This is a genomic window from Bradyrhizobium sp. (assembly GCF_004799405.1).
In the GTDB taxonomy this organism is placed as follows: domain Bacteria; phylum Pseudomonadota; class Alphaproteobacteria; order Rhizobiales; family Xanthobacteraceae; genus Bradyrhizobium.
This window is the reverse complement of the sequence record NZ_SSMW01000036.1, coordinates 37,068-59,931: the sequence shown is the minus strand read 5'-3', so window position 1 is coordinate 59,931 and position 22,864 is coordinate 37,068. Positions and strand designations below refer to the sequence as shown.

23 protein-coding genes and 1 tRNA gene are annotated in these 22,864 nt (G+C 62.7%); 18 read left to right on the top strand and 6 right to left on the bottom strand.

Features of this window, described 5'->3' with window-relative positions:
* Positions 1 to 3 precede the first annotated feature (3 nt).
* Positions 4 to 669, bottom strand: a complete 666-nt coding sequence (locus E7813_RS06595) for a glutathione S-transferase (RefSeq protein ID WP_291572058.1) — start codon at positions 667 to 669, stop codon at positions 4 to 6.
* Between the two features lie 152 nt (positions 670 to 821).
* Between E7813_RS06595 and E7813_RS06590 the strand changes: the two genes are divergently transcribed.
* The 4 genes from E7813_RS06590 (at position 822) to panE (ending at position 4,005) form a co-directional block, all read left to right on the top strand.
* Positions 822 to 1,445, top strand: coding sequence for a DUF2239 family protein (locus tag E7813_RS06590; RefSeq protein ID WP_291572057.1), 624 nt, complete (start codon positions 822 to 824; stop codon positions 1,443 to 1,445).
* Between the two features lie 79 nt (positions 1,446 to 1,524).
* Entirely contained in the window at positions 1,525 to 2,133 is a 609-nt protein-coding gene (locus tag E7813_RS06585) for a 2-hydroxychromene-2-carboxylate isomerase (RefSeq protein ID WP_291572055.1), read from the top strand.
* 108 nt (positions 2,134 to 2,241) lie between these two features.
* Positions 2,242 to 2,979 (top strand): SDR family oxidoreductase, encoded by a 738-nt coding sequence (locus tag E7813_RS06580; RefSeq protein WP_291572053.1) that lies wholly within the window; start codon positions 2,242 to 2,244, stop codon positions 2,977 to 2,979.
* 105 nt (positions 2,980 to 3,084) lie between these two features.
* Positions 3,085 to 4,005 carry a 2-dehydropantoate 2-reductase gene (panE, locus tag E7813_RS06575; protein ID WP_291572051.1) on the top strand — a complete coding sequence of 307 codons (921 nt, stop codon included), beginning with the start codon at positions 3,085 to 3,087 and terminating at the stop codon, positions 4,003 to 4,005.
* A 32-nt stretch (positions 4,006 to 4,037) separates the two neighbouring features.
* On the opposite strand, the gene E7813_RS06570 is transcribed toward panE, so the two are convergent.
* A complete protein-coding gene (locus tag E7813_RS06570; protein ID WP_291572049.1) occupies positions 4,038 to 4,637 on the bottom strand; it encodes a c-type cytochrome in 600 nt (199 codons plus the stop codon).
* A 136-nt stretch (positions 4,638 to 4,773) separates the two neighbouring features.
* Positions 4,774 to 6,033 carry a PQQ-dependent sugar dehydrogenase gene (locus E7813_RS06565; RefSeq protein ID WP_291572048.1) on the bottom strand — a complete coding sequence of 420 codons (1,260 nt, stop codon included), beginning with the start codon at positions 6,031 to 6,033 and terminating at the stop codon, positions 4,774 to 4,776.
* Positions 6,034 to 6,338: 305 nt separating this feature from the next.
* Here E7813_RS06565 and E7813_RS06560 point away from each other — a divergent pair, with 305 nt between their 5' ends.
* Positions 6,339 to 7,283: an NAD-dependent epimerase/dehydratase family protein gene (locus tag E7813_RS06560; protein ID WP_291572046.1), complete on the top strand. Its 945-nt coding sequence runs from the start codon at positions 6,339 to 6,341 to the stop codon at positions 7,281 to 7,283.
* Between the two features lie 5 nt (positions 7,284 to 7,288).
* Here E7813_RS06560 and E7813_RS06555 read toward each other — a convergent pair.
* Positions 7,289 to 7,363 (bottom strand) — tRNA-Gly (locus E7813_RS06555).
* A 261-nt stretch (positions 7,364 to 7,624) separates the two neighbouring features.
* Here E7813_RS06555 and trxA point away from each other — a divergent pair.
* Genes trxA through E7813_RS06540 form a run of 3 tightly spaced genes read left to right on the top strand, consistent with a single transcriptional unit; the run spans position 7,625 to position 10,629 of the window.
* Positions 7,625 to 8,548: a thioredoxin gene (trxA, locus tag E7813_RS06550; protein ID WP_291572045.1), complete on the top strand. Its 924-nt coding sequence runs from the start codon at positions 7,625 to 7,627 to the stop codon at positions 8,546 to 8,548.
* A 40-nt stretch (positions 8,549 to 8,588) separates the two neighbouring features.
* The gene (locus E7813_RS06545; protein WP_291572043.1) at positions 8,589 to 9,263 is read left to right on the top strand and encodes an LON peptidase substrate-binding domain-containing protein; all 675 of its coding nucleotides are present in this window, start codon (positions 8,589 to 8,591) and stop codon (positions 9,261 to 9,263) included.
* Positions 9,264 to 9,294: 31 nt separating this feature from the next.
* A complete protein-coding gene (locus E7813_RS06540) occupies positions 9,295 to 10,629 on the top strand; it encodes a sorbosone dehydrogenase family protein (protein WP_291572041.1) in 1,335 nt (444 codons plus the stop codon).
* Positions 10,630 to 10,641: 12 nt separating this feature from the next.
* On the opposite strand, the gene E7813_RS06535 is transcribed toward E7813_RS06540, so the two are convergent.
* A complete protein-coding gene (locus E7813_RS06535) occupies positions 10,642 to 10,992 on the bottom strand; it encodes a hypothetical protein (protein WP_291572039.1) in 351 nt (116 codons plus the stop codon).
* Between the two features lie 106 nt (positions 10,993 to 11,098).
* On the opposite strand from E7813_RS06535, the gene E7813_RS06530 reads away from it, so the two are divergent.
* The 3 genes from E7813_RS06530 to E7813_RS06520 all read left to right on the top strand — a co-directional run bounded on the left by E7813_RS06530 (position 11,099) and on the right by E7813_RS06520 (position 12,838).
* Positions 11,099 to 11,632 carry a TetR/AcrR family transcriptional regulator gene (locus E7813_RS06530; RefSeq protein ID WP_291572038.1) on the top strand — a complete coding sequence of 178 codons (534 nt, stop codon included), beginning with the start codon at positions 11,099 to 11,101 and terminating at the stop codon, positions 11,630 to 11,632.
* 63 nt (positions 11,633 to 11,695) lie between these two features.
* Positions 11,696 to 11,893: a Trm112 family protein gene (locus E7813_RS06525; protein WP_291572037.1), complete on the top strand. Its 198-nt coding sequence runs from the start codon at positions 11,696 to 11,698 to the stop codon at positions 11,891 to 11,893.
* Positions 11,894 to 11,896: 3 nt separating this feature from the next.
* Entirely contained in the window at positions 11,897 to 12,838 is a 942-nt protein-coding gene (locus tag E7813_RS06520) for an alpha/beta fold hydrolase (protein WP_291572036.1), read from the top strand.
* Between the two features lie 3 nt (positions 12,839 to 12,841).
* On the opposite strand, the gene E7813_RS06515 is transcribed toward E7813_RS06520, so the two are convergent.
* A complete protein-coding gene (locus tag E7813_RS06515) occupies positions 12,842 to 14,062 on the bottom strand; it encodes a ubiquinone biosynthesis hydroxylase (RefSeq protein ID WP_291572035.1) in 1,221 nt (406 codons plus the stop codon).
* Positions 14,063 to 14,206: 144 nt separating this feature from the next.
* Between E7813_RS06515 and tesB the strand changes: the two genes are divergently transcribed.
* The 7 genes from tesB to E7813_RS06480 all read left to right on the top strand — a co-directional run bounded on the left by tesB (position 14,207) and on the right by E7813_RS06480 (position 22,862).
* Positions 14,207 to 15,067: an acyl-CoA thioesterase II gene (gene tesB / locus E7813_RS06510; RefSeq protein ID WP_291572034.1), complete on the top strand. Its 861-nt coding sequence runs from the start codon at positions 14,207 to 14,209 to the stop codon at positions 15,065 to 15,067.
* A 255-nt stretch (positions 15,068 to 15,322) separates the two neighbouring features.
* Complete coding sequence (locus E7813_RS06505) at positions 15,323 to 15,661, top strand: P-II family nitrogen regulator (RefSeq protein ID WP_291572032.1); 339 nt, start codon at positions 15,323 to 15,325, stop codon at positions 15,659 to 15,661.
* Between the two features lie 439 nt (positions 15,662 to 16,100).
* On the top strand, positions 16,101 to 16,439 hold the full coding sequence (locus tag E7813_RS06500) for a P-II family nitrogen regulator (protein WP_213735856.1): 339 nt from the start codon (positions 16,101 to 16,103) through the stop codon (positions 16,437 to 16,439).
* 38 nt (positions 16,440 to 16,477) lie between these two features.
* Entirely contained in the window at positions 16,478 to 17,932 is a 1,455-nt protein-coding gene (locus E7813_RS06495; protein WP_291572026.1) for an ammonium transporter, read from the top strand.
* A gap of 318 nt (positions 17,933 to 18,250) precedes the next feature.
* Positions 18,251 to 19,465 carry an aminotransferase class I/II-fold pyridoxal phosphate-dependent enzyme gene (locus E7813_RS06490; RefSeq protein WP_291572024.1) on the top strand — a complete coding sequence of 405 codons (1,215 nt, stop codon included), beginning with the start codon at positions 18,251 to 18,253 and terminating at the stop codon, positions 19,463 to 19,465.
* 12 nt (positions 19,466 to 19,477) lie between these two features.
* Entirely contained in the window at positions 19,478 to 21,910 is a 2,433-nt protein-coding gene (locus E7813_RS06485; RefSeq protein WP_291572022.1) for a DNA translocase FtsK, read from the top strand.
* Between the two features lie 166 nt (positions 21,911 to 22,076).
* Positions 22,077 to 22,862, top strand: coding sequence for an outer membrane lipoprotein carrier protein LolA (locus E7813_RS06480; protein WP_291572020.1), 786 nt, complete (start codon positions 22,077 to 22,079; stop codon positions 22,860 to 22,862).
* Positions 22,863 to 22,864 lie beyond the last annotated feature (2 nt).

The following is a 22,864-nucleotide window of genomic DNA, read 5'->3' as shown; positions in this document are numbered from 1 at the left end:
CCGTTAGCGCCCCACCGTATAGGGCCCGCCCTTTTCGAGCGCGCGCTGATAGGCCGGGCGGGCGTGAACGCGTTCGAGGAACGCCATCGCTTTGGGATGGCCCTGATCGAGCCCGGCGCGCGCCGCGGCCGCTTCCAGCGGAAAGCTCATCTGGATGTCGGCGGCGGTGATCTCGCTGCCGGCGAACCATTGGCTTTTTTCGAGCTCGCCTTCCCAGAACGCCATGTGCTGCTTGAGCTGCGGATTGACCAAAGCGGTCAGCGCCTGATTGGAGACCTTGCGGACCAGCGGACGCAGCAACGCCGGCGCGCGCTTCGGCATCAGCGTGAACAACAACTTCAGCAGAAGCGGCGGCATCGCGGACCCTTCGGCATAGTGCAGCCAATAGGTGTAGCGCAGCCGCTCCGGGGTGTTGGGCGGCGGGATCAGCCGCCCCTCGCCATAGGTGCCGATGATGTATTCGATGATCGCGCCAGATTCGGCGACGGTGTTGCCATTGTCGGTAATGACCGGCGACTTGCCGAGTGGGTGGATCGCGCGCAGCTCGGCCGGAGCGCGCATGTCCGGCTGACGCTGATAGCGGACGATCTCGTAGGGAACCCCAAGTTCTTCCAATAGCCACAGCACGCGCTGGGAGCGGGAATTGTTGAGGTGATGGACGGTGAGCATGGCGTTCCCCCGAAGCTTTGGCGCGTTTGTCTGGTGGTGCCAGCCGGGGACCGGAAAGTCGAGACGCCCCAAGCGAACCTAATATTACCCGGATATTATTGACAAGACTAATTTACCCGGATAAATCCAAGCTTCAAATGAGGAGATTCGTTTTGGTTCTGCAGCCCGACATTGCCACCATTGCCTTCGACGGCAGCCGTTGCATCGCCTCCGGCGACCTGCGCGACGTCGCCCGAGCGGCGAAAGAGCTGCTGGAGCGGCGCAAGGATGCGTCGATTCTCGTGTTCGACGGCGGCACCAGCCATCCGATCGATATCGATTTTCGCGGCACCATCGACGATGTCCTGGCGCGGCTGCCTAACAACAACGACGCGACCCCCACCAGTGACGATGCCGCACCGGCCACCCCGCGTGGTCCGGGCCGGCCGAAACTAGGCGTGGTCGCACGCGAAATCACGTTGCTGCCGCGGCACTGGGACTGGCTGGCGCAACAACCCGGCGGCGCCTCGGTTGCGATTCGCAAACTGGTCGAGGAGGCGCGGCGGACCGGCGAGGAGGGGAATCGCATCCGGCAGGCGCAGGACGCAGCCTATCGTTTCATGTCCGCCATGGCCGGCAACGCACCGCATTACGAAGACGCGATCCGCGCGCTGTTCGCAGCAGACGCCACCGGTTTCGAAAAATTGATCGCCGGATGGCCCGCCGATGTGCGCAGCCACGCCTCGAGGCTGGCAGAACGAGCCTTTCGCCGCCATCCGCAGGCGCGCAGCGGTTGATCCCGCAGATACGAACCGATAGGCTGGTTAGATGATAGGGATCATATAAGAACCGTCATCATTGCCCAGGGAGACCGCCGTGAGCTCAACCGCCCCGCAATTCATGTTCGATTTCGGCAGCCCCAACGCCTTCCTCAGCCACGAGGCCATCCCGGCGATCGAAAAGCGCACCGGGGTGAAATTCGACTATGTGCCGATTTTGCTCGGCGGAATCTTCAAGGCTACCAACAACAAATCTCCCGCCGAAACGCTTGCCGGCGTCAAGAACAAGCGCGAATTTCAGGCGCTCGAGACGGAGCGGTTTGTCCGGCGGTTTAAGGTCCAGCCCTATGTCTGGAATCCGTTCTTTCCGGTCAATACCCTCAATTTGATGCGGGCCGCCATCGCAGCACAGCTCGAGGGCGTATTCGAGAAATATGTCGATGCCGCGTTTCACCACATGTGGCGCGAGCCAAAGAAGATGGACGATCCCGAGATCGCGCTCAAAGCGCTTACGGCCTCCGGCCTCGATGCGGCAAAGCTGTTCGCCCGCGCGCAAGAGGCCGACCTCAAGGCGAAACTGATCGAGAACACGCAAGCCGCCGTCGAGCGCGGTGCGTTCGGCTCGCCAACCTTCTTCGTCGGCAAGGAAATGTTTTTCGGCAAGGAGCAGTTGCGCGAGGTCGAGGAACTGATTTCAGGCAAGTGATCCCATCATTGCGGGCGAAGCGAGGCAATCCAGCTTCTTGCTCATTTGGAAATGGATTGCTTCGTCGCCCTGCTGCTCGCGACGACGAGGGCAAGTGGAGAACGTCAAATGCAAAAGCGCAACGCAACCGTCGCGGTGATCGGCGCCGGCGACTATATCGGCGCCGAGATTGCCAAGAAATTCGCCGCCGAAGGATTTACCGTGTTCGCGGGACGGCGCGACGGCGCCAAGCTCGAGCCGCTGGTCCGGGATGTCGAAGCGGCGGGCGGTTCGATCGTGGCGCGCACGCTCGACGCGCGCAAGGAAGACGAGGTCGCAGCTTTTCTCAACGACGCGGACAAGCTCGCGCCGCTGGAAGTCTGCATCTTCAACGTCGGCGCCAATGTCAATTTCCCGATCCTGGAGACCACCGACCGGGTGTTCCGCAAGGTGTGGGAAATGGCCTGCTGGGCCGGCTTTCTCGCCGGCCGCGAATCGGCACGGCTGATGGTGCCGCGCGGCAGGGGCAACATCTTCTTCACCGGCGCCACCGCCTCCCTGCGCGGCGGCAGTGGGTTTGCGGCCTTCGCCAGCGCCAAATTCGGGTTGCGCGCGGTGGCGCAATCGATGGCGCGCGAGCTTGGACCGAAGAACATCCATGTCGCGCACCTGATTATCGATTCCGGCGTCGATACCGCCTGGGTACGCGAGCGCCGCGCGCAGCTCTGGGGCAAGGAAGCGCTCGACAATCCGGATTTGCTGATGCCGCCGGCATCGGTTGCCGCCTCCTACTGGCAACTGTATCAACAGCCGCGTAGCGCCTGGACCTTTGAGCTTGAAATCCGTCCGTTCGGGGAAAAATGGTAGAGCTACCTTATTCGCTCGTCATGGCGGGCCCGACCCGGCCATGACGGCCTCCTCCATCTCATCCCAACTCCGCTGATTGAGCCGAGAACAACAAGGAGCTTCCAAATGCGTATTCTCGTGGTCGGCGCCGGCGCCATCGGCGGCTATTTCGGCGGCAGGATGCTCGCGGCCGGCAGCGATGTGACCTTTCTGGTTCGCCCCAGACGCGCCGCTGAACTGGCTGACGCCGGTCTCGTGATCAAAAGTCCCCTTGGAGACGCGACGCTGAAGAATCCGCCGACGGTGCAGGCCGACAAGCTCACCGGGAAATTCGACGTGGTCTTGTTGAGCTGCAAGGCTTTCGATCTCGACGACGCGATCAAGTCGCTTGCGCCGGCGGTCGGACCGCAGACATCGATCATCCCGCTGCTCAACGGCATGCTGCACCTCGATGTACTCGACGCGAGATTCGGCCGCGAGCGCGTGCTGGGCGGCCTCTGCGCCATCGCGGTCACGCTCAACGACAAGCGTGAGGTGGTCCATCTCCAGCCGATGCAATCGCTCAGTTTCGGCGAGCGCGACGGTAAAATGTCCGACCGTGTCCGCGCTATCGCCGAAGTCATGGCTGCCGGCAAATTCGGCGCGGTCGCCAGCGAACATGTCATTCAGGAGATGTGGGAGAAATGGGTGTTCCTCGCCGCGCTGGCCGCCTCGACCTGCCTGATGCGCACCTCGGTCGGCAACATCCTGGCTGCACCGGGCGGCAAGGACTTTCTTCTCGGCATGCTCGATGAATGCGGTGCGATCGCGACGGCCGAAGGCCATGCGCCCCGCGCGCCATTCCTGGAGCGGACGCGCGGCATGTTCACCGCGGAAGGATCGCCGATGACGGCATCGATGTTCCGCGACATCAGAGCGGGCGCACCGGTCGAAGCCGATCACGTGATCGGCGACCTGATCGCGCGCGGCGATGCCGCCAAGGTGCCCGTGCCCAAGCTGCGCACCGCCTACATCCATCTCAAGGCGTATGAGAAGCAGCGCGGCTGATACTTACCCTCACCTTGAGGGGGGAGGGTCGACTATAGATGCGCGAGATAATGCGCGAGCGCGGTGATCTCTTCTTCGCTGAGCGGATAGGCGACTTCGGCCATCGCCGCCATGCCGCCGCCGGATCGTACGCCTGACTTGTAGTCATGCAGCGCCTTGATCAGATATTCCTCGCGCTGGCCGGCGAGGCGCGCCACGGCCTTGGTTCCCGCAAATGAATCGGTGTGGCACGACGCGCAGCGCCGTCCCACGGCCGCCTGCGCGCCCTTTTTGGACAGGTCGGGATTGTCGTCGGGTGCCGATGCCCTGGGCGGCGTCAGCGAAGCGAAGTAGGCGCCGAGATTGCGGATGTCATCATTGTTGATCTGCTCGACAATCGGCTGCATCTGCTCGTTCCTGCGGCTGCCGGCACGAAAGAAAACCAGCTGCCACTGAACGAACTGATCGGGCTCGCCGGCGAGCGAGGGGATGTTCTCGGTCTGCGAAATGCCGGCTTCGCCGTGGCAGCCGACGCACAATTCGGCCTTTTCCTTGCCCGCGGCGATGTCGGCAGCCCGGGCCGAAAGGCTCGCAAGCGCCGATAATCCCAAGGCAAGGCCGAGCAGCGCATTGATACCAATTTGGTGGCGCATGATCGGCATTCCCGCTCTCATTTAATTTGTCATTCCGGGATGCCACTTGGCGCTGGCCCGGAATGACGGAGACGTTAAAAACGCGAAACTGCGGCCACTCGTTCCCGAGCGGCCGCAGCCTGCAGTGAATCGGCGCTTATTTCTTGTAGCTGATGCGATAGATCGCGCCGGCCCAGTCATCCGCGACCAGGATCGAACCGTCCTTGTCCAGAATGATATCGTCGGGGCGGCCGATATAGCCCTGGTCGCCTTCGATCCAGCCGGAGGCAAACACCTCCTGCTTGGCGTTCTTGCCGTCAGGACCGACGATCACGCGCATGATCCGGCCACCCTGATATTTGTGCCGGTTCCACGAGCCGTGTTCAGCGATCAGGATGTTGTTCTTGTAGTCGGCGGGAAACTGACTGCCGGTGTAGAACTTCATGCCGAGCGGAGCCACGTGCGCGCCGAGGTTAAGCACCGGCGGGGTGAATTCCGAACATTTGTGACCCATCGCAAACTTGGGATCCGGCGTATCGCCCTGGTGGCAATAGGGATAGCCGAAATGCTCGCCCGGTTTCGAGATCATGTTGAGCTTGTCGCTCGGCATGTCGTCGCTCATCCAGTCGCGGGCGTTTTCGGTGAACCAGTATTTGCCGGAGCGTGGATCGACGTCGCCGCCGACGCTGTTGCGGACGCCAAGCGCCACCAGTTCAGCGTTGCCGGTCTTGGGATCGACGCGGCGGATCTGCGACACGCTGGTCGGTGGAATCCCGATGTTGAAGGGAGGTCCGAACGGCACGTAGAACCAGCCATCCTTGTCGGCGGCGAGGTACTTCCAGCCGTGCGCCGCATAGGACGGCATGTCGTCATACACGACCTTGCCGTCGCCGAGCTTGTCGAGATTGGCTTCGGCGTTTTCGTATTTGATCAGCTTCTCGACCGCGATCACGTAAAGCGCGCCGTCGCGAAACGCGAGGCCGGTGGGCATGTTGAGCCCTTTGAGGATGGTCTTGACCTCTTTCTTGCCGCCATTGTCGGTGACGGCATAGACGTTGCCGAGGCCGAACGAGCCGACGAACAGCGTGCCCTTGTCGCCCCAGGCCATCTGGCGCGCCGCCAGCACGCCCGGTGCGTAGACTTCGATCTTGAAGCCTGGCGGCAGCTTGATCTTCTTGATCAAGGCCGCAAGTTCGGCCTCCGATGCGCCGGTCGGCGGACCTGAGGGCGGCGCGAGGCCCTTTTGGGCTTCGGTCTCGTCGCCGAGGAACCAGTCGTCCGGCGGATGGGTCCAGAATTCCTTGGTGCCGGACTGATAACTGTGGAGAGCCTTTTGTTGCGCGCTGGCCTGGCCGGCCCCAGCAACAACGATGATTGCTGCGAGCGCAAAAACGGATCGATTGAAAGCCGATTTCATCGCGTCACTCCCTATGCAGCCAAGGCGGCTGCGCTTGTTTTATTTGAACGTTCTCGAGAGACGAACTTTTTGGTCTGCCGTGAGGTTTGTCAGACCGCAAAATGCTATCACATCTCCGTTGCGAGAGAAGCGCGCGCCGCGCGGCCCTGTCAGACCCGAACGAATTAAGAAGAAATTTCTTCAGGCTTGCGGTCGCGTGGTAGTTTCGTACTCGGGAACATGCACTGCGATATCGTTCGCTGCGCCGCAGCTATGTTCGCATTGCGACATTTGCAGCGCGAATTTTTAGGAAGCGAGTGGGAATCGTGCGCGTTTTCGTTCTGGGCGGGACAGGTTCCATCGGTTCTGCCGTGGTGCAGGAACTGGTGCAGCGCGGGCACGAAATCTGGGGCCTGGCGCGATCCGAGGTGTCGGCGGCGAGACTGCGGGAATTGGGGGCCATGCCCGTCGCTGGCGACGCCGCAGCACCTGAGGTATGGGCCGCAAAACTCCTGCAAGTCGACGCGGTCATTCACGCCTCCTGCGATTTCAATACCGGGATGGACGCGATCGATCGTCATCTGCTCGACGTGCTGCTTCCCGCGCTCGCCGCGCAGCCGAAAAGGCCGCGTTTTATTTACACCGGCGGTTGCTGGCTGTTCGGAGCGGCCGGCGACGATGTCGCTACGGAGGAAACACCGTTTCATCCGCTTCCAGATTTCGCGTGGATGGTGCCACATCTGCGGCGAATTCTTGAAACGGCGGAAATCGATGGCATCGTTATCCACCCGGCGATGGTCTACACGCCCGGCGGCGGCGTCTTCCTTCGTTTCGCCCGCGAGGCCATCGAGCGCGAAGCGATCCGAGTGGTGGAGAGCGAGGCAGTGCGCTGGCCGCTCGTTCATAGCCGGGATCTTGCGAATCTCTATGCTCTGGCGCTCGAGAAAGCTCCCGCACGATCGAGCTATATCGGTGCTGCGATCGATGGACTGGCGGTCGGCCGCATCGCGCGCGCCTTCGCGATGCGCCGTGGCACGCGGCGTCAGCAGCCGCAGATCATTCCCGCGGAAATGATCGCGGCTGAGCTTGGCGCATGGGCCAAGGGCTATGCGCTTGACCAGCGGCTGAGCGGCGCGAAGGCGCGACGCGAGCTTGGATGGAAGCGAGCATCTCGAGCCAGAACGAGAAATCGCGCTGCTTCCGTGACGGGCGTGGAAAACGAAAAGCCCGCCGATACGCAGCGGGCCTTCGTCAAACTTTGTCAATTTTGAAAATCTGGAGCGGGCGAAGGGGCTCGAACCCTCGACCCCGACCTTGGCAAGGTCGTGCTCTACCACTGAGCTACACCCGCATCCGAGAGATTGACGGCGATTGCTCCCCGGCAACGGGCAAAGCTATGCCAAATGCGGTCCGTGAATGCAACAGGCCGGACGCGGGCCCGAACCGGCCGTATCGTCCGATATCGGAGCCAATTCACATAAAACAGCCCGAAAGCGGGCGGGCAGCGTTCCGCGGATTGCAAATTGGGCTTGCAACCGCCAATTAAGGCTGGGCCGTGCTAGAACGGGCCCAATCCGCAAGACATCCGGGCCAGGACACAGACGAGGATCGCGTGACGATAGTAGAGCAGGGCAGCGGACCGGCGCCGCAGGCGGCGTCCGATCTGATCAAGGAAACGACCACCCAGACGTTCGTCAAGGACGTCATCGAGGAATCGAAGCGCCAGCCGGTGCTGATCGACTTCTGGGCGCCGTGGTGCGGCCCCTGCCGCCAGCTTACGCCGATCATCGAGAAAGCCGTCCGCGCCGCCAAGGGCAACGTCAAGCTGGTCAAGATGAACATCGACGAGCATCCGGCGATTCCGGGCCAAATGGGCATCCAGTCGATCCCGGCCGTGATCGCGTTCGTCAATGGCCAGCCTGCCGACGGCTTCATGGGCGCGGTCCCGGAAAGCCAGGTCACCGCCTTCATCGACAAGCTGACCGCGGGCATGCCCGGCGCGGGCGAGCCCAATATCGCTGAAATCCTCAAGGAGGCCGAGGCGGTTCTGGCCGAGGGCGATCCCGCCACCGCGGCCCAGATCTACGCCGAGGTGCTGGCGGCGGACGCCACCAACATCGCAGGCCTTGCCGGGCTCGCGAAATGCTACATGGCGACCGGCGCCATCGAGCAGGCCAAGCAAACCCTCGCCATGGTGCCGGAGTCGAAGCGCAACGATGCGGCGGTCAAGGCCGTTCAGGTATCGATCGACCTTGCCGAGCAGGCCAAGACGCTCGGCCCGGTGACCGAACTGGAACAGAAAGTCGCCGCAAACCCGCTCGATCATCAGGCGCGATTCGATCTGGCGACGGCGCTCAACGCCACTGGCAAGCGCAGCGAGGCCACCGCCCAGCTCCTCGAAATCGTCAAGCGCGACCGCAAATGGAATGAGGACAGCGCACGCAAGCAGTTGGTGCAATTCTTCGAGGCGTGGGGGCCGACCGATGAGGCCACCGTTGAGGGGCGAAAGCGGCTGTCGACGATTCTGTTCTCATAGCGCGTACTAGAGCTTCCGCGAGTTAGCATCGGGACCGCCAATGCCGATCAATGCCGATTACCGCGGGCCCGCCGACCTTCCCCAGGTGATACCGGTATTTCCGCTGCCCGGTGCGCTGCTGCTGCCACGCGGCCAGATGCCGCTCAATATCTTCGAGCCGCGCTACCTCGCCATGGTCGACGATGCATTGCGCGACGGCCACCGGCTAATCGGGATGATCCAGCCCGACATTTCCCATTCCCAGGACGAAGCCAGGCCGGCGCTGTTTCGCGTCGGCTGCGTCGGGCGCATCACCCAGCTCGCCGAGGCGGGCGATGGCCGCTACATCCTTGAACTGACCGGCATTGTGCGCTTCAAGGTGGTGGAAGAGATGTCCGTCTTGACGGCCTATCGGCAGTGCAAAGTGGATTATTTCCCTTATCTCGACGATTTCACCGCGCGCAAGGGCGAGGAAGCGGTCGACCGCGAAGCGCTGCTCGTGGTGCTGACGGATTTTCTGAAAGCCAACAACCTCAAAGTGGACTGGGAAGGCGTCGAGAGTGCGCCCAATGAAGCTTTGGTCAACGCGCTGGCGATGATGTCGCCCTACGGGCCGCCGGAAAAGCAGGCGATGCTGGAAGCGCCCGACCTCAAGACCCGCGCCGAGATCCTGATCGCGGTGACCGAGATGGACCTCGCCAGGAAGAACACCAGCGGCGATACCGGGTTGCAGTAGCGGCTCAACCAAAGCGCCGCTAGAGAAACACATGCGGTTCCATCACGGCCTGTCGACCTTGATCGTGATGCTCGCGTGCACGGGCGAGGCACATGCGCAGCCGGAACTGCTGACCGGCAGCGAGGCGTTTGGCGACTGGCGCGCCGACCGACCCGGCGTGAGTCGGCTGATCAGGCCTGAAGACTTGCCCCGGCCAGGCGCCACGCCTTCGGCCGTCAACAGCTCCCGTGTCGTTTCGCGTCCGCGCGACGCCGCTCCGCAAGTGCCTGCCGGATTCAAGATCGAGTTGTTCGCCGAGGGATTGAGCCGACCACGCCAACTGCGGGTCGCGCCAAATGGAGACATCTTCGTCGCCGAAACCGGGCCGGGAAACATCCGCGTGCTGCGGGCCGCTGATGGAGCGGCAAAACCCTCGATCAATGAGATTTACGCAAGCGGCCTGCACAGGCCTTTCGGGATCGCTTTTTTCCCCAGTGGAGATAATCCGCAATGGGTCTACGTCGCCAATACCGATAGCGTCGTCCGCTTCCCCTATCGCGCCGGCGACACCCAGGCTGCGGGAAAACCTGAAACCGTGGTGGCCGACTTGCCGCATGGGTGGGGACACTCGACCCGGGATATCGTCTTTACCACCGACAACAAGCGGATGCTGGTATCGGTCGGATCGGCGAGTAACGATGCGGAAGGAATGGGAAATCCGGCAGGCGGATTGCCGTCGTGGATCGGCGGGCATCCGCCCGGCGCAAGCTGGGGAAGCGAGACCGATCGCGCCGACGTGCTGGCGTTCGATCCCGCGGGAAAAGGCTTGGGCGTTTTTGCCACCGGTATCCGCAATTGCGTGGGCCTCGCCGTTCATCCCGACACCGGCGATGTGTATTGTTCGACCAACGAACGCGACGGCCTGGGCGATAACCTTGTGCCGGATTACGTCACGCGGGTGCGCGAAGGGGCGTTCTACGGCTGGCCGTGGTTTTACATCGGCGGCAATGAAGATCCGCGGCATCGCGAAGAACGTCCCGACCTCAAGGTAAAAATCACGATCCCCGACGTTCTGCTGCAGTCCCACTCGGCCTCTCTCGGCCTGACGTTTTACAACGCCGGCGCGTTTCCCGCCGAATACCGCGGCGACGGGTTCGCCGCCGAGCATGGCTCGTGGAACAGGTCGACACGCACGGGCTATAAAGTCGTCCGCATCCGCCTCAAAGACGGGGTTCCGACCGGCGAATACCAGGATTTTGTCACCGGCTTCGTGGTCGACGATTCCCGGGTTTGGGGACGGCCGGTGGGAGTGGCCGTTGCGCATGATGGCGCGCTCTTGGTCTCTGAAGACGGCAACGGCACGATCTGGCGGATCACGCATCCCTGAGAATTGCGTGCCCTAATAGCCCGCCACGGCCAGCGCGACCACGGCGCTTAGCGCCATCCAGCCGAAATGACGGCCCCGCAAGACCCAGGCATTGCCGACGATGCCGAAACCGTACATCACGACCATGGTCGCGATGATCCAGTGTCGCGCCGGCTCCGATGCCATCGAGGGAGCCGCGATCAGCAATATTCCGCCGCAAATCCAGCCGATGGTGCCGACCTGCCAGCATAACCGGATCAGGTTGCGCAGCCGCGGCGGCTCGATGGTAGCGCGGGCGAATACCCTGGTCTCACCGAGCACGCCGTGGATGATCGCCACCGCGATGGCGGCAAACCCCGAGCATTGCAATAGAAGATCGCGCATCGGCAACTCCCTTATCATGCTCCATACATAACTGTATGGTCTATGCCGAAGCCGCTGGCGACTGTCAATACAGTAGTGTATGGTAACTTGTCGCAGGGGTGACAGCATGACCGATCAGCTCTCGGCCGGGGACTGGCTCGACCAAGGCCTCAAGACCCTCGCCAGGAGCGGCTTCACGGCGCTGAAGGCCGAGCCGCTGGCCAAGGCGATGGGCGTATCGCGGGGCAGCTTTTACTGGCATTTCACCGACATCGGCGCCTATCACGCTGCAATCCTCAAGCATTGGCGCGAGGTCGCTGCCGAGCAGATCATCAGGGATCTCGAGGCTTCGCCGGAACAAAACCTGACGGCCGCGCTGCTGCGCCGGGCGTTCGGCGGCAGGCTGGCGCTGGAAAATGCGGTGCGCACCTGGGCAACTTTCGATCCGCTGGCGCGGACCACCGTGCAGGCGATCGACCGGCGCCGGCTGGGCTATGTGGAAAACCTTCTCAAGTCATCCGGGCTTTCGCCCGATGTGGCGCGGGCGCGCGCGCAGATTCTCTATTGGGCGTTTGTCGGCTTTGCGCTGTCCGACAAGCCGCTGTCGCAAGCAGGGCAGGCGAAAGTCGTTGCGGAACTGCTCCGGTTCGCCTCGCAATAGGCACGCGACTGCGGGCTTTGATACGATATGCTACAGATGCGAAAACCCACGCCGGAGCCGCGCATGACCACCTCGCCCGAACGCCCCGAAGCCACCGTCGATCCCAAGCTCCTGGAAATTCTGGTCTGCCCGCTGACCAAGGGGCCGCTCGAATTCGATTCGGCGCGGCAGGAGCTGATCTCGCGCTCGGCGAAACTCGCTTATCCGATCCGCGACGGCATTCCGATCATGCTGCCGGAAGAGGCGCGGAAGATCGATTAGCCGATGCGCGCCTGGACCCTTATTCCTGCGCTCGTGATGCTTGGCCTCTGCGATATGGCCGTGAACGCATCCGCCGAAGAAAGCAAGATCCGGGTCGGCGCCATCGACGCCGTGCTGACGGTCCCGCCCGATGTCGAGCACCCGCCCGTGGCACTTTTGATCGCAGGCTCCGGATCCACCGACCATGACGGCAATGGACCGCAGGTCAAACCTGCGACGTTGAAGAAACTCTCGGAGCAACTGGTCGCGCGCAAAATAGCGACGCTTCGTTACGACAAGCGCGGCGCCGGCGGATGGAAGCCGGAATTCGGGCGACCGGAGGATTTCCGCTTCAAGGATTATGTCGACGATGCAACGGCGCTGGTGAACCATCTCCGCAGCGGCGGGAAATTCTCCAAGATAGTCGTGGTCGGGCATAGCGAGGGCGGACTGGTCGCGATCCTGACGGCGCGGCGGGTACCGATCGACCGGCTTGTCTTGCTGGTCACCGCGGCACGTCGGCAGGGCGACCTGGTCAAGGCTCAGCTTGAAAAGAAAGAACTCCCCTCCGACGTGCTCAAGCCGATCGAGGCCGCCATCGACGCCATCATGGCCGGCCAGATCGTCGATCCGCCGCCACGGGGGCTGTCGATCCCCCCATCGATGCAGCCCGGGGTCGCCTCGGCCTTTACGGAAGACCCGATCGATCCGCTAAAACTGGTCGATCAGCCGACGCTGATCGTCGGCGGCGGCCGCGACCGGCAGGTGGCGCGCGTGGATTTTGCCGCACTTTCGGCGGCGTCTCCGGTGGCGAAGACGGTGTGGATTCCGGACATGAACCATGTCCTGGTCGACGTTGCCGATGAGACGGACGACCTTGAAGCCTACAACCAGCCGGATCGGGCGCTGGATGCGACCCTGGTCGATTCGGTGGCGGCTTTCATTCTCGCCGGCGGCGCGCGTTGATCGTTACAACGCCTCGCCCTTGAGCAGCCGCGGCACCTCGCCCGTGAGCCCGGCGGCCTGGCGGATGAACAGACTTTTCAGCGGTGGAGCGCGATCGACCAGACCCAGTCCGATATCGCGCACCGCGCGCAACAAACTCGATTTGTTCGAGAACAACAGATTGAGCGAATTGGTGGCAAGCCCCATCGCCATGGTATCGAACCGCCGCCAGCGCTGATAGCGATCGAGCACATCGGCCTGACCGAGGTCGATGCCGAGCCGCGCCGCGTCGACGATCACCTCGGCGAGCGCCGCGACGTCCTTCAGGCCCATATTGAGCCCCTGGCCCGCGATCGGGTGAATCACGTGCGCAGCGTCGCCGACCAGCGCCAGCCGTTCGCCGATGAAAGAGCGCGCGACGAAATAGGAAAGCGGAAACGCCCGCGGCTGGTCCAGCGTCCTGATCTCACCGAGATGCAATCCAAAGCGCTGCTCGAGTTCGCCGTGAAACTCGTCTTCGCTCAAGGCGATGATGCGCGCGGCCTCGGCGCGGTCCTCGGTCCACACCAGCGAGGAGCGCTGCCCCGTCAGCGGCAGGATCGCGAACGGCCCGGCGGCAAGAAAATGCTCCTCGGCGCGGCCGTGATGATCGCGTTCATGGCCGACCGTGACGACAATCCCGGATTGATCGTAATCCCAGCCATGGGTGGCGATCCCGGCGCGTTCGCGCAATCTCGAGCGCGCGCCGTCGGCCGCCACCATCAGGCTCGCCTCGACGATGCTGCCGTCACCGAGCGTTACATCCACGCCCTCGGGACGCGAATCGAATGTCGTCACCGCGGTTGCGCGAAGGTCGATGCCGTCGGCCTTCGCGCGTGCGACCAGCGCATCGATCAGATGACGGTTTTCGATCATGTGCGCGAACGGTTCGTCCGGCTCGACATTGCCTGCAAAGGTCAGGAACACCGGACGGGTCGCGTCTCCCAGCCTGGAATCGGTGACCACCATGTCGAGGATCGGCTGGGCGTCCCCCGCGACCTGGTCCCACACCCCGATGGCAGCGAACAGCCGGCGGCAGGCGGCGACGATGGCGGTGGTGCGCGGGTCGCGGCTCGGCCGCGTCGCCAGCGCCGGATCGGCCACGATAATTGCAATATCCGCACCGAGGCCCTGTCGCAGCGCCAGCGCCAGCGCCAGTCCCGCAAACGCGCCTCCGCCAATGACAATGCTTCGCTGTCCCGACATGTCAAACCTGCTCACTCACGCTCTTGCACTCACGCTCTTGCACCCGGAGTATAGCTGGGCGAAACAGGTTCACCAAACACCCGTCACTGCGGGACGAAGCCACGCTTCGAACCCGCAAATGACGACCCAATCGAAAGCGCGTCGATGTCCAAGGGCCTGATTGACCTGATTTCCATCCTCGATCTCGAGCCGATCGAGGTGAACATGTTCCGCGGCAACAGTCCGAAGACGAGCTGGCAGCGGGTGTTCGGCGGCCAGGTGATCGGGCAGGCGATGGTGGCCGCCTGCCGCACCGTCGAAGGCCGCCTGCCGCACTCGCTGCACTGCTATTTCATCCTGCCGGGCGATCCGCAGATTCCGATCATCTACGAGGTCGAACGCTTGCGCGACGGCAAGAGCTATTCGACCCGCCGGGTCACTGCGATCCAGCACGGCAACGCGATCTTTTCGATCATGGTGTCGTTTCATGTCAACGAGCAAGCCTCGTTCGATCATCAGGACAAGATGCCGGAGGTGCCGCCGCCGGAGAAACTCACCGCCGAAGAAGTCGCCAAGCAGCCGATGTTTCGCGATATGCCGGAATTCATCCGCCGCTACTATGAATCCGACCGCCCGATCGAACTGCGCCCGGTCGAGCTCGGACGCTATTTCGGCCAGAAGATCGAGGACGGCCGCATCCATGTCTGGATCCGCACCGCCTCGAAACTGCCGGACGATCCGGCGCTGCACATGTGCGCGCTGGCCTATGCGTCGGATTTTTCGCTGCTCGACGCGGCGATGGCGCGCTACGGCCGCACCTTGTTCGACAAGCGCATGATGCCGGCGAGCCTCGATCACGCGATGTGGTTTCATCGCCCGTTCCGGGCCGACGAATGGCTGCTTTACGCCCAGGACTCTCCGAGCGCGCAAGACGGGCGCGGCCTGACCCGCGGCATGATCTTCAAGCAGGACGGCACGCTGGTGGCCTCGGTCGCGCAGGAAGGTTCGCTCCGCGAACGCAGGTGAGGAGTGCAGCCGTTTACCGTTTCGAATTTGCGACCTGATGGCCCACGTCAAAAGGCGCTAAAAAACACTATTGATATCAATGATGTGGGTCAAAAATCCGGATCGGGCGGCGCGGGGCCATATGGCTATCGCCATTGTTTTTCGTTGGGTCCTACAACTTTTTGTGCCATTGGCGCGGAAAGATGCCAAACTTGAGCGCGGCGCGCATCAAAGCGTCGCGTGATGTCCCGGAATTTTGGAAATGAAGGCCTGACCATGAAGCTCGTTGTCGCCATTATTAAACCCTTCAAGCTTGACGAGGTGCGACAAGCGCTTACCGCGATCGGGGTCAGCGGCATGACCGTGACCGAGGTCAAGGGTTACGGCCGCCAGAAGGGCCACACCGAAGTCTATCGCGGCGCCGAATATGTCGTGAATTTCTTGCCGAAACTGCGGATCGAAGTCGCGGTCTCGTCCGAGCTTGCCGACAAGACGGTTGACGTCATCACTTCCAGCGCGCGCACCGGCCAGATCGGCGACGGCAAGATATTCGTCACCCCGATCGATCACGCCTTGCGTATCCGGACCGGCGAAACCGACAGCGACGCGCTCTAGGATCACAATGCGTCGCGTCGGTGTCGCGGCTTACCCTGGTTTGGTCCGGCGGCAAGATATTCGTTTACGGGTCGCCCCGCGAACATGAGCTGGAAGGCCTCGATATTTCGCAGCACGGCGAGGCTTGGTGGTAATTCACTATCCCAATACCTTTTCCTTGCTCTCCCGATGGGCACGATTATGTCGGGAGCCCGACCTGCCTACAATTTCATCAGGCGTGATTAGGCATTGAGCGGGCCCGATGGGCGCGGCCTAAGCGAGTTCCGATAAAGCGCGAAAAGGTCCGCTTTCATAATCCGTTAGGGAATGCGGCCGATCTGGCACGGCATTTGATTCTATGGGACCGGCTGTGCCCGCGTAGTGAATTTCTCCGCGTGGTGAACCTCAGTCGAGAACGTCCGGTCGCGTCTGGACCGGACCCAAGCGGGGATTAAGACCCATGAAAATCGTTATGGCGATCATCAAGCCATTCAAGCTCGAAGAAGTCCGTGACGCCCTGACCGCCATTGGCGTTCACGGTCTTACGGTGACGGAAGTCAAGGGATATGGCCGGCAGAAAGGCCATACGGAAATTTATCGCGGTGCTGAATACGCGGTGAGCTTCCTGCCCAAGATCAAGATCGAGGTCGCTGTAGCCTCGGACCAGGTCGACAAGACCATCGAAGCCATCACGTCCGCGGCAAAAACCGGACAGATCGGCGACGGCAAGATCTTCGTCATCAATCTCGACCATGCGGTTCGCATCCGCACCGGCGAGGCAGATGCCGCGGCACTTTGATTTCGCGCTCAACCTTATCCAATCAGGAGTAAAACAAAATGACGTTCAAGCGTCCCTATAGCGCGGGATTGGTGGCCCTCGCAGTCGGCCTGTTCGCCGCGACCGCTGCCTACGCGGAGCCAACTGTCAACAAGGGCGACAATGCCTGGATGCTGACATCGACGGTGCTGGTGCTGTTGATGACGATCCCGGGCCTCGCACTTTTCTACGGTGGTCTCGTCCGCTCCAAGAACATGCTCTCGGTGCTGATGCAGGTATTCTACACCGTCTGCATTGTCACCATCCTGTGGGCGCTTTACGGCTACAGCCTCGCCTTCACCGGCGGGTCTGACTTCATCGGCGGCTTCTCGAAAGCCTTCCTGATGGGCGTGACGCCGGACTCCAAGGCGGCGACATTCAGCGCCGACGTCAACATCACCGAACTGGTCTATGTCTGCTTCCAGATGACATTCGCGGCGATCACCCCGGCCCTCATCGTCGGCGCGTTCGCCGAACGCATGAAGTTCGCCGCGGTCGCGTTGTTTATTCCGCTGTGGGTGACGCTGATCTACTTCCCGATTGCGCACATGGTTTGGTATTGGGCCGGACCGGATGCGATCTCGGCGGCGCTCAAGGCGGTCGAAACCGCGGCGGACGGCGCTGCCAAGACGGCCGCGCAAGCCGCCTTTGAAACGGCGAAGACCGACTTCCTGGCCGACGGCGGCTGGGTCTTCAAGAAGGGCGCGATCGACTTCGCAGGCGGCACCGTGGTGCACATCAACGCCGGTATCGCCGGTCTGGTCGGTGCACTGCTGATCGGCAAGCGCACCGGTTACGGCAAGGATTTGATGGCTCCGCATTCGCTGACCATGTCCATGATCGGCGCCTCGCTGCTCTGGGTGGGTTGGTTCGGATTCAACGCCGGATCGAATCTCGAAGCCAATGGCGGCGCCGCACTCGCCATGACCAACTCCTTCGTCGCGACCGCGGCGGCGGCGCTGTCCTGGATGTTCGCCGAATGGATCACCAAGGGCCACCCCTCGGTGCTCGGCGCAATCTCGGGCGCGGTAGCGGGACTGGTGGCGGTAACGCCGGCGGCCGGTTACTCCGGTCCGATGGGCGCGATCGTGCTCGGTCTGGTGGTCGGCGTGGTCTGCCTGTTCTTCGTCACCGTGATCAAGAACGCGCTCGGCTACGACGACTCGCTCGACGTGTTCGGCGTTCACTGTATCGGCGGAATCGTCGGCGCCCTCGGCACCGGCATCCTGGTCAATCCGGCGCTCGGTGGCACCGGCGTGATGGATTACACCATCGGCAAGGTCCAGGACTACGTGTTCGCCGACCAGATGATCTCGCAGTGCTGGGGCGTCGCCACCACGCTGGTGTGGTCGGGCGTCGGCTCGGCGATCCTCTACAAGGTCGTCGATGTCATCGTCGGCCTGCGCGCCAGCGTCGAAGTGGAGCGTGAAGGCCTCGATATCACCGAGCACACCGAGCGCGCCTACAACATGTGAGTTCTCCCGGGGCGCGATCTCGCAAGATCGCGCCCAGAACTACGGTTTGGGCACATACCCGGCAATGCCCCGACCGTTGAGGGGCTTCAGCGCAAGCTGGAGCCCCTCTCTTTTTTTGGGCTCGCGCTATTCTTTTCAACGAGGCGGGGTTTGAGGGGGGCACAATCCTCGCGGAGCGGCGGCGATCCCGCAGCAAAATCGCCGCTGGCCTCGATGGTTAATCGCGTCTTAACCTCGCCGTATCTATGGTGGTCTGATCTGTTTTTGGCCGGTCTCGACCTGCGATCGGCTACCTTTAAGAGTTCTGGCGCTTCACGCATGGCAATGACCGCTTCATCCCGCGCGCCCCAGGGCGTCGGCAATCAGGAAAGCGAACGCTCGCCATTTGCCCGGGTGACCGAACTCTTGGCGCCGTATCAGCCAGCTAAGCCCTTGATTACACTATCGTTAGGGGAGCCACAGCATCCGGTTCCCGCCTTCGTCGGCCCGGTCCTGGCCAAGCACATCGCCGATTTCGGCCGCTATCCGTTGATCAAGGGCATCGAGCCGTTTCGCCGGGCGGCAGCGAACTGGCTTTCCACCCGATTCAGCCTGCCCCGCGGGATCGATCCCGAGACCGAGCTTCTGGTGCTCAACGGCAGCCGCGAGGGCCTGTTTTTCGCCGCGCTCACGGCCGTCCGCTATGTCGGCGAGCGCAAGGGCAAGCCCGCGATCCTGGTGCCCAATCCGTTTTATCCAGCCTACGGCGCCGGGGCGCGCGCCGCGGGCTGCGAAACGATCTATCTGCCGACCACGCTTGCCAACGGATTCCTCCCCGACCTCGATGCGCTCGATGATGCGACGCTGGCGCGCACCGTCGCGATCTACATCGCCTCGCCGGCGAACCCGCAGGGCGCGGTGGCCTCACGGGAATATTTCGGCCGCCTGAAAAAACTCGCCGATCGCTTCGGCTTCATGATCCTGAGCGACGAATGCTATTCGGAGATCTACACCAGCGAAGCGCCGGGCAGCATGCTGGAATGCGCCGGGCCCGATTTTACCAACGTCGTTGCATTTCAGTCGCTGTCGAAGCGCTCGAACCTGCCGGGCATGCGGGTCGGCTTTGCTGCTGGCGACAAGAACTTCCTCGGTGCGTTTCACGAGTTGCGCAATGTCGCCGCACCCCAGGTGCCGATGCCGCTGCAGCAGGTCGCGGTCGCCGCCTACAGCGACGAGGCGCATGTCGAGGAAAATCGCCGGCTGTACCGAATCAAGTTCGATCTCGCCGACCAGATCCTCGGCAATCGCTACGGCTATCATCGTCCCGCCGGCGGCTTCTGCGTCTGGCTCGACGTGTCGGCCCATGGCGGCGACGAAGCCGCGACGGTGAAACTCTACAGGGATGCCGGCGTGCGCGTGATCCCCGGAAGTTATTTGGCGCGGCGGCAACCCGACGGCAGCAATCCCGGCGCGGGCTATATTCGCCTGGCGCTGGTGCAGGACAGTGAAACAACAGCCGAGGCGTTGCACCGGCTGGTCGAAATTCTGGATTAATCGCGAAGGCCCGTGAGCATGCCGGCGATCGAACGTGTGATTCCCCTGGTCGGTCAACTGCCGGCGTCGGTCCGCGACGCGCTGGCGCGGCGGTTGCGCGAACTGGCGGGCCTCGCATTGCTGTCGCTTTCCGGGGTCGCCGCGGCGGCGATCATGACCTGGTCGGTGCAGGACCCGAGCCTCAGCCACGCCACTTCGCGCGCGATCCGCAACGTCGTCGGTTATCCCGGCGCGATCGGCGCCGACCTCCTGATGCAGATTCTTGGCCTCGGTGCCATCATGCTGATCCTGCCGGTGGCGGTGTGGGGCTGGCGCATGCTGACCCATCGCACGTTCGACCGCGAGGCGCTGCGGATTTCGAGCTGGATCCTCTGCACGGTCACGGCTGCCGGATTCGCAAGCTGCTGGCCGCATGGCGGGACATGGCCGCTGCCGACCGGGCTCGGCGGCGTGGTCGGCGACGCGCTGGTGCGCGCACCCGCCGTGGTATTCGGTCCGCCCGGCATCCTCTATCGTCTCGTGCTCGGTATCGTGCTGTGCGCCGTTGTTGTCGCAACATTCCTGGTCGCAAGCGGCATCGGTTCGCGCCCACGCGAGGAGGAATTGACGCCGATCGAGGACGATGACGCGCCATTCGTCGAAGAGGACGATCGCGGCGCGATCTCGCTCGGATGGGCATTTCATGCCGCCATGAGCGCGAAGGTGCGGCTGTGGCGATTGCTGACCCTGGCCTATGGCTGGTTAGTCGCCAGTGCGCCGGCACCACGCTCATTCGAGCGCCAGGAGCCGAATCTGGGCGGCCGCGCCAACCCATCGCTGGCGCCGGGTTCCGATGAGGATTTCGACGAAGACGATGAGGAAACCCCCGCTGCCGTCCGCGCGCCGCGCAAGAAGGCCGCGCCGCGCGCGACGGCGCGCAGATCGTCCGACAAGTTCGAACTGCCGCCGGTCTCGGTGCTGACCGCGCCGAGGGCCTCGGATCGCCAGCCGCTCAGCAAATCGGAGCTGGACTCCAATTCGCGGGCACTGGAAGGCGTGCTTGGCGATTTCGGCGTCCGCGGTGAAATCGTCAAGGCCCATCCCGGCCCGGTGGTGACGCTGTACGAACTGGAGCCCGCGCCCGGCATCAAATCGTCCCGCGTTATCGGCCTGGCCGACGACATCGCGCGCTCGATGAGCGCGCTCTCGGCGCGCGTCGCCGTGGTGCCCGGCCGCAATGCCATCGGCATCGAACTGCCGAACCCGCATCGCGAGAAGGTCTATTTGCGCGAATTGCTGTCGGTCAAGGACGGCAACGAGTCGGTCGCCAAACTTCCGCTTTGTCTCGGCAAGAACATCGGCGGCGAATCCATCATCGTCGATCTCGCGCGGATGCCGCATCTGTTGATCGCCGGCACCACCGGCTCCGGCAAATCGGTCGCCATCAACACCATGATCCTCAGCCTGGTGTACCGCCTGCGGCCCGATCAATGCCGGCTGATCATGGTCGACCCGAAGATGCTCGAGCTCTCGGTCTATGATGGCATTCCGCATCTGCTGACGCCGGTCGTGACCGATCCGAAGAAGGCCGTGGTCGCGCTGAAATGGGCGGTGCGCGAAATGGAAGAGCGCTACAAGAAAATGTCCAAGCTCGGCGTGCGCAACATCGACGGCTACAATGCGCGGTTGGTGGAAGCCAGAGCCAAGGGCGAAGAGCTGACCCGCACCGTGCACACCGGCTTCGACAAGGAAACCGGCAAAGCGGTCTACGAGGACGAGAAGCTCGAGCTCGATCCGTTGCCCTACATCGTCATCATCGTCGATGAAATGGCCGACCTGATGATGGTCGCCGGCAAGGATATCGAAGGCGCGGTACAACGGCTGGCGCAGATGGCGCGCGCCGCCGGGCTGCATGTGATTCTCGCCACCCAGCGTCCGTCGGTCGACGTCATCACCGGCACCATCAAGGCCAACTTCCCGACCCGCATCTCGTTTCAGGTCACCTCGAAAATCGACAGCCGCACCATTCTCGGCGAAATGGGCGCCGAGCAATTGCTCGGACAGGGCGACATGCTCTATATGGCCGGCGGCGGACGCATCAGCCGCGTCCACGGGCCTTTCGTGTCGGACGAAGAAGTCGAGAAGGTGGTGCGCCACCTCAAAACGCAGGGCCAGCCGGAATATCTCGAAGCGGTCACGGCTGAAGAGCCGACCGACGAAGACGGCGCGGTGTTCGATTCCACCGGCATGGGCGGCGACGGCGGCGGCGATCTGTTCTCGCAGGCGGTGGCGATCGTCAAGCGCGACCGCAAGGCCTCGACCAGCTACATTCAGCGCCGGCTCCAAATCGGATATAACCGCGCTGCCTCGCTGATGGAACGAATGGAACTCGAAGGCATCGTCGGACAGGCCAACCACGCCGGTAAACGCGAAATTCTGGTCGAAGAAGAAGAAAGCCGCTTCTGAAGGCATAAGCGGGTTAAAAGGACTGTTGGAGTTGGCTCTGTATTCTCACGGAAAAACGATATCCCCTTTTGCCGAAAGCACGATAAAACGGCCGAGAATCAGGCAGGACGACGCGTTGGACAGGAATCTCAAATTCCCGGCGGCAAAGCGATTCGCAAATCCTCGCATGCGCCCCGGGTTGGCCATGCTGATCGCGGCGTTTGTGACCGCTACGGTAATCCCGGCATCAGCCCAGACCGTACCGATCCCAAAACCCGCGCCGAAGGCCCGCGACGGCGTCCAGATGAGTGCGTCGGATTTGCAAAAAGGCCCGCTGACGACCGGGGCAACACCGGCGGCGGTGCCGAATCCGGTGATCCCCGATCCGCGCCGGAATCTGCCCGCCAATGTTTTCGCGACCTTCGATGCCAGTCAAAAGGCGCAGGCCGGCAGAGTGAGTTCCTATCTGTCGTCGCTGCAAACGCTGGTTGGAAATTTCGTTCAGGTCGGGCCCGACGGCAGCAGGACCAAGGGCGATTTTTACATCCAGAAGCCCGGCAAGGTGCGCTTCGAATATGATGAGCCGAGTCCGATCGACATTATCGCCGACGGATCGTCGGTAGCCGTGCGCGATCGCAAGCTTGCGACCCAGGACATCTACCCGCTGTCGCAGACGCCGCTGCGTTATCTGCTGTCCGATCGCATCGATCTCATGAAGGACACCAATGTCGTGAACGTGACATCGGACAGTGTTTTCACCAGCGTCACCATCGAGGAGAAGCAGGCGCTGATCGGCACCAGCCGCCTGATGCTGATGATCGGGGCCAAGGACGGCCAGCTCAAGCAATGGACGGTGACCGATCCGCAAGGCTATGACACCACGGTTGCGGTCTACAATCTGGATTCCTCGAAGAAAATCGATCCAGGCCTGTTCAAGATCGACTTCACCAATTATCCGGGATCGAACAACTAGTC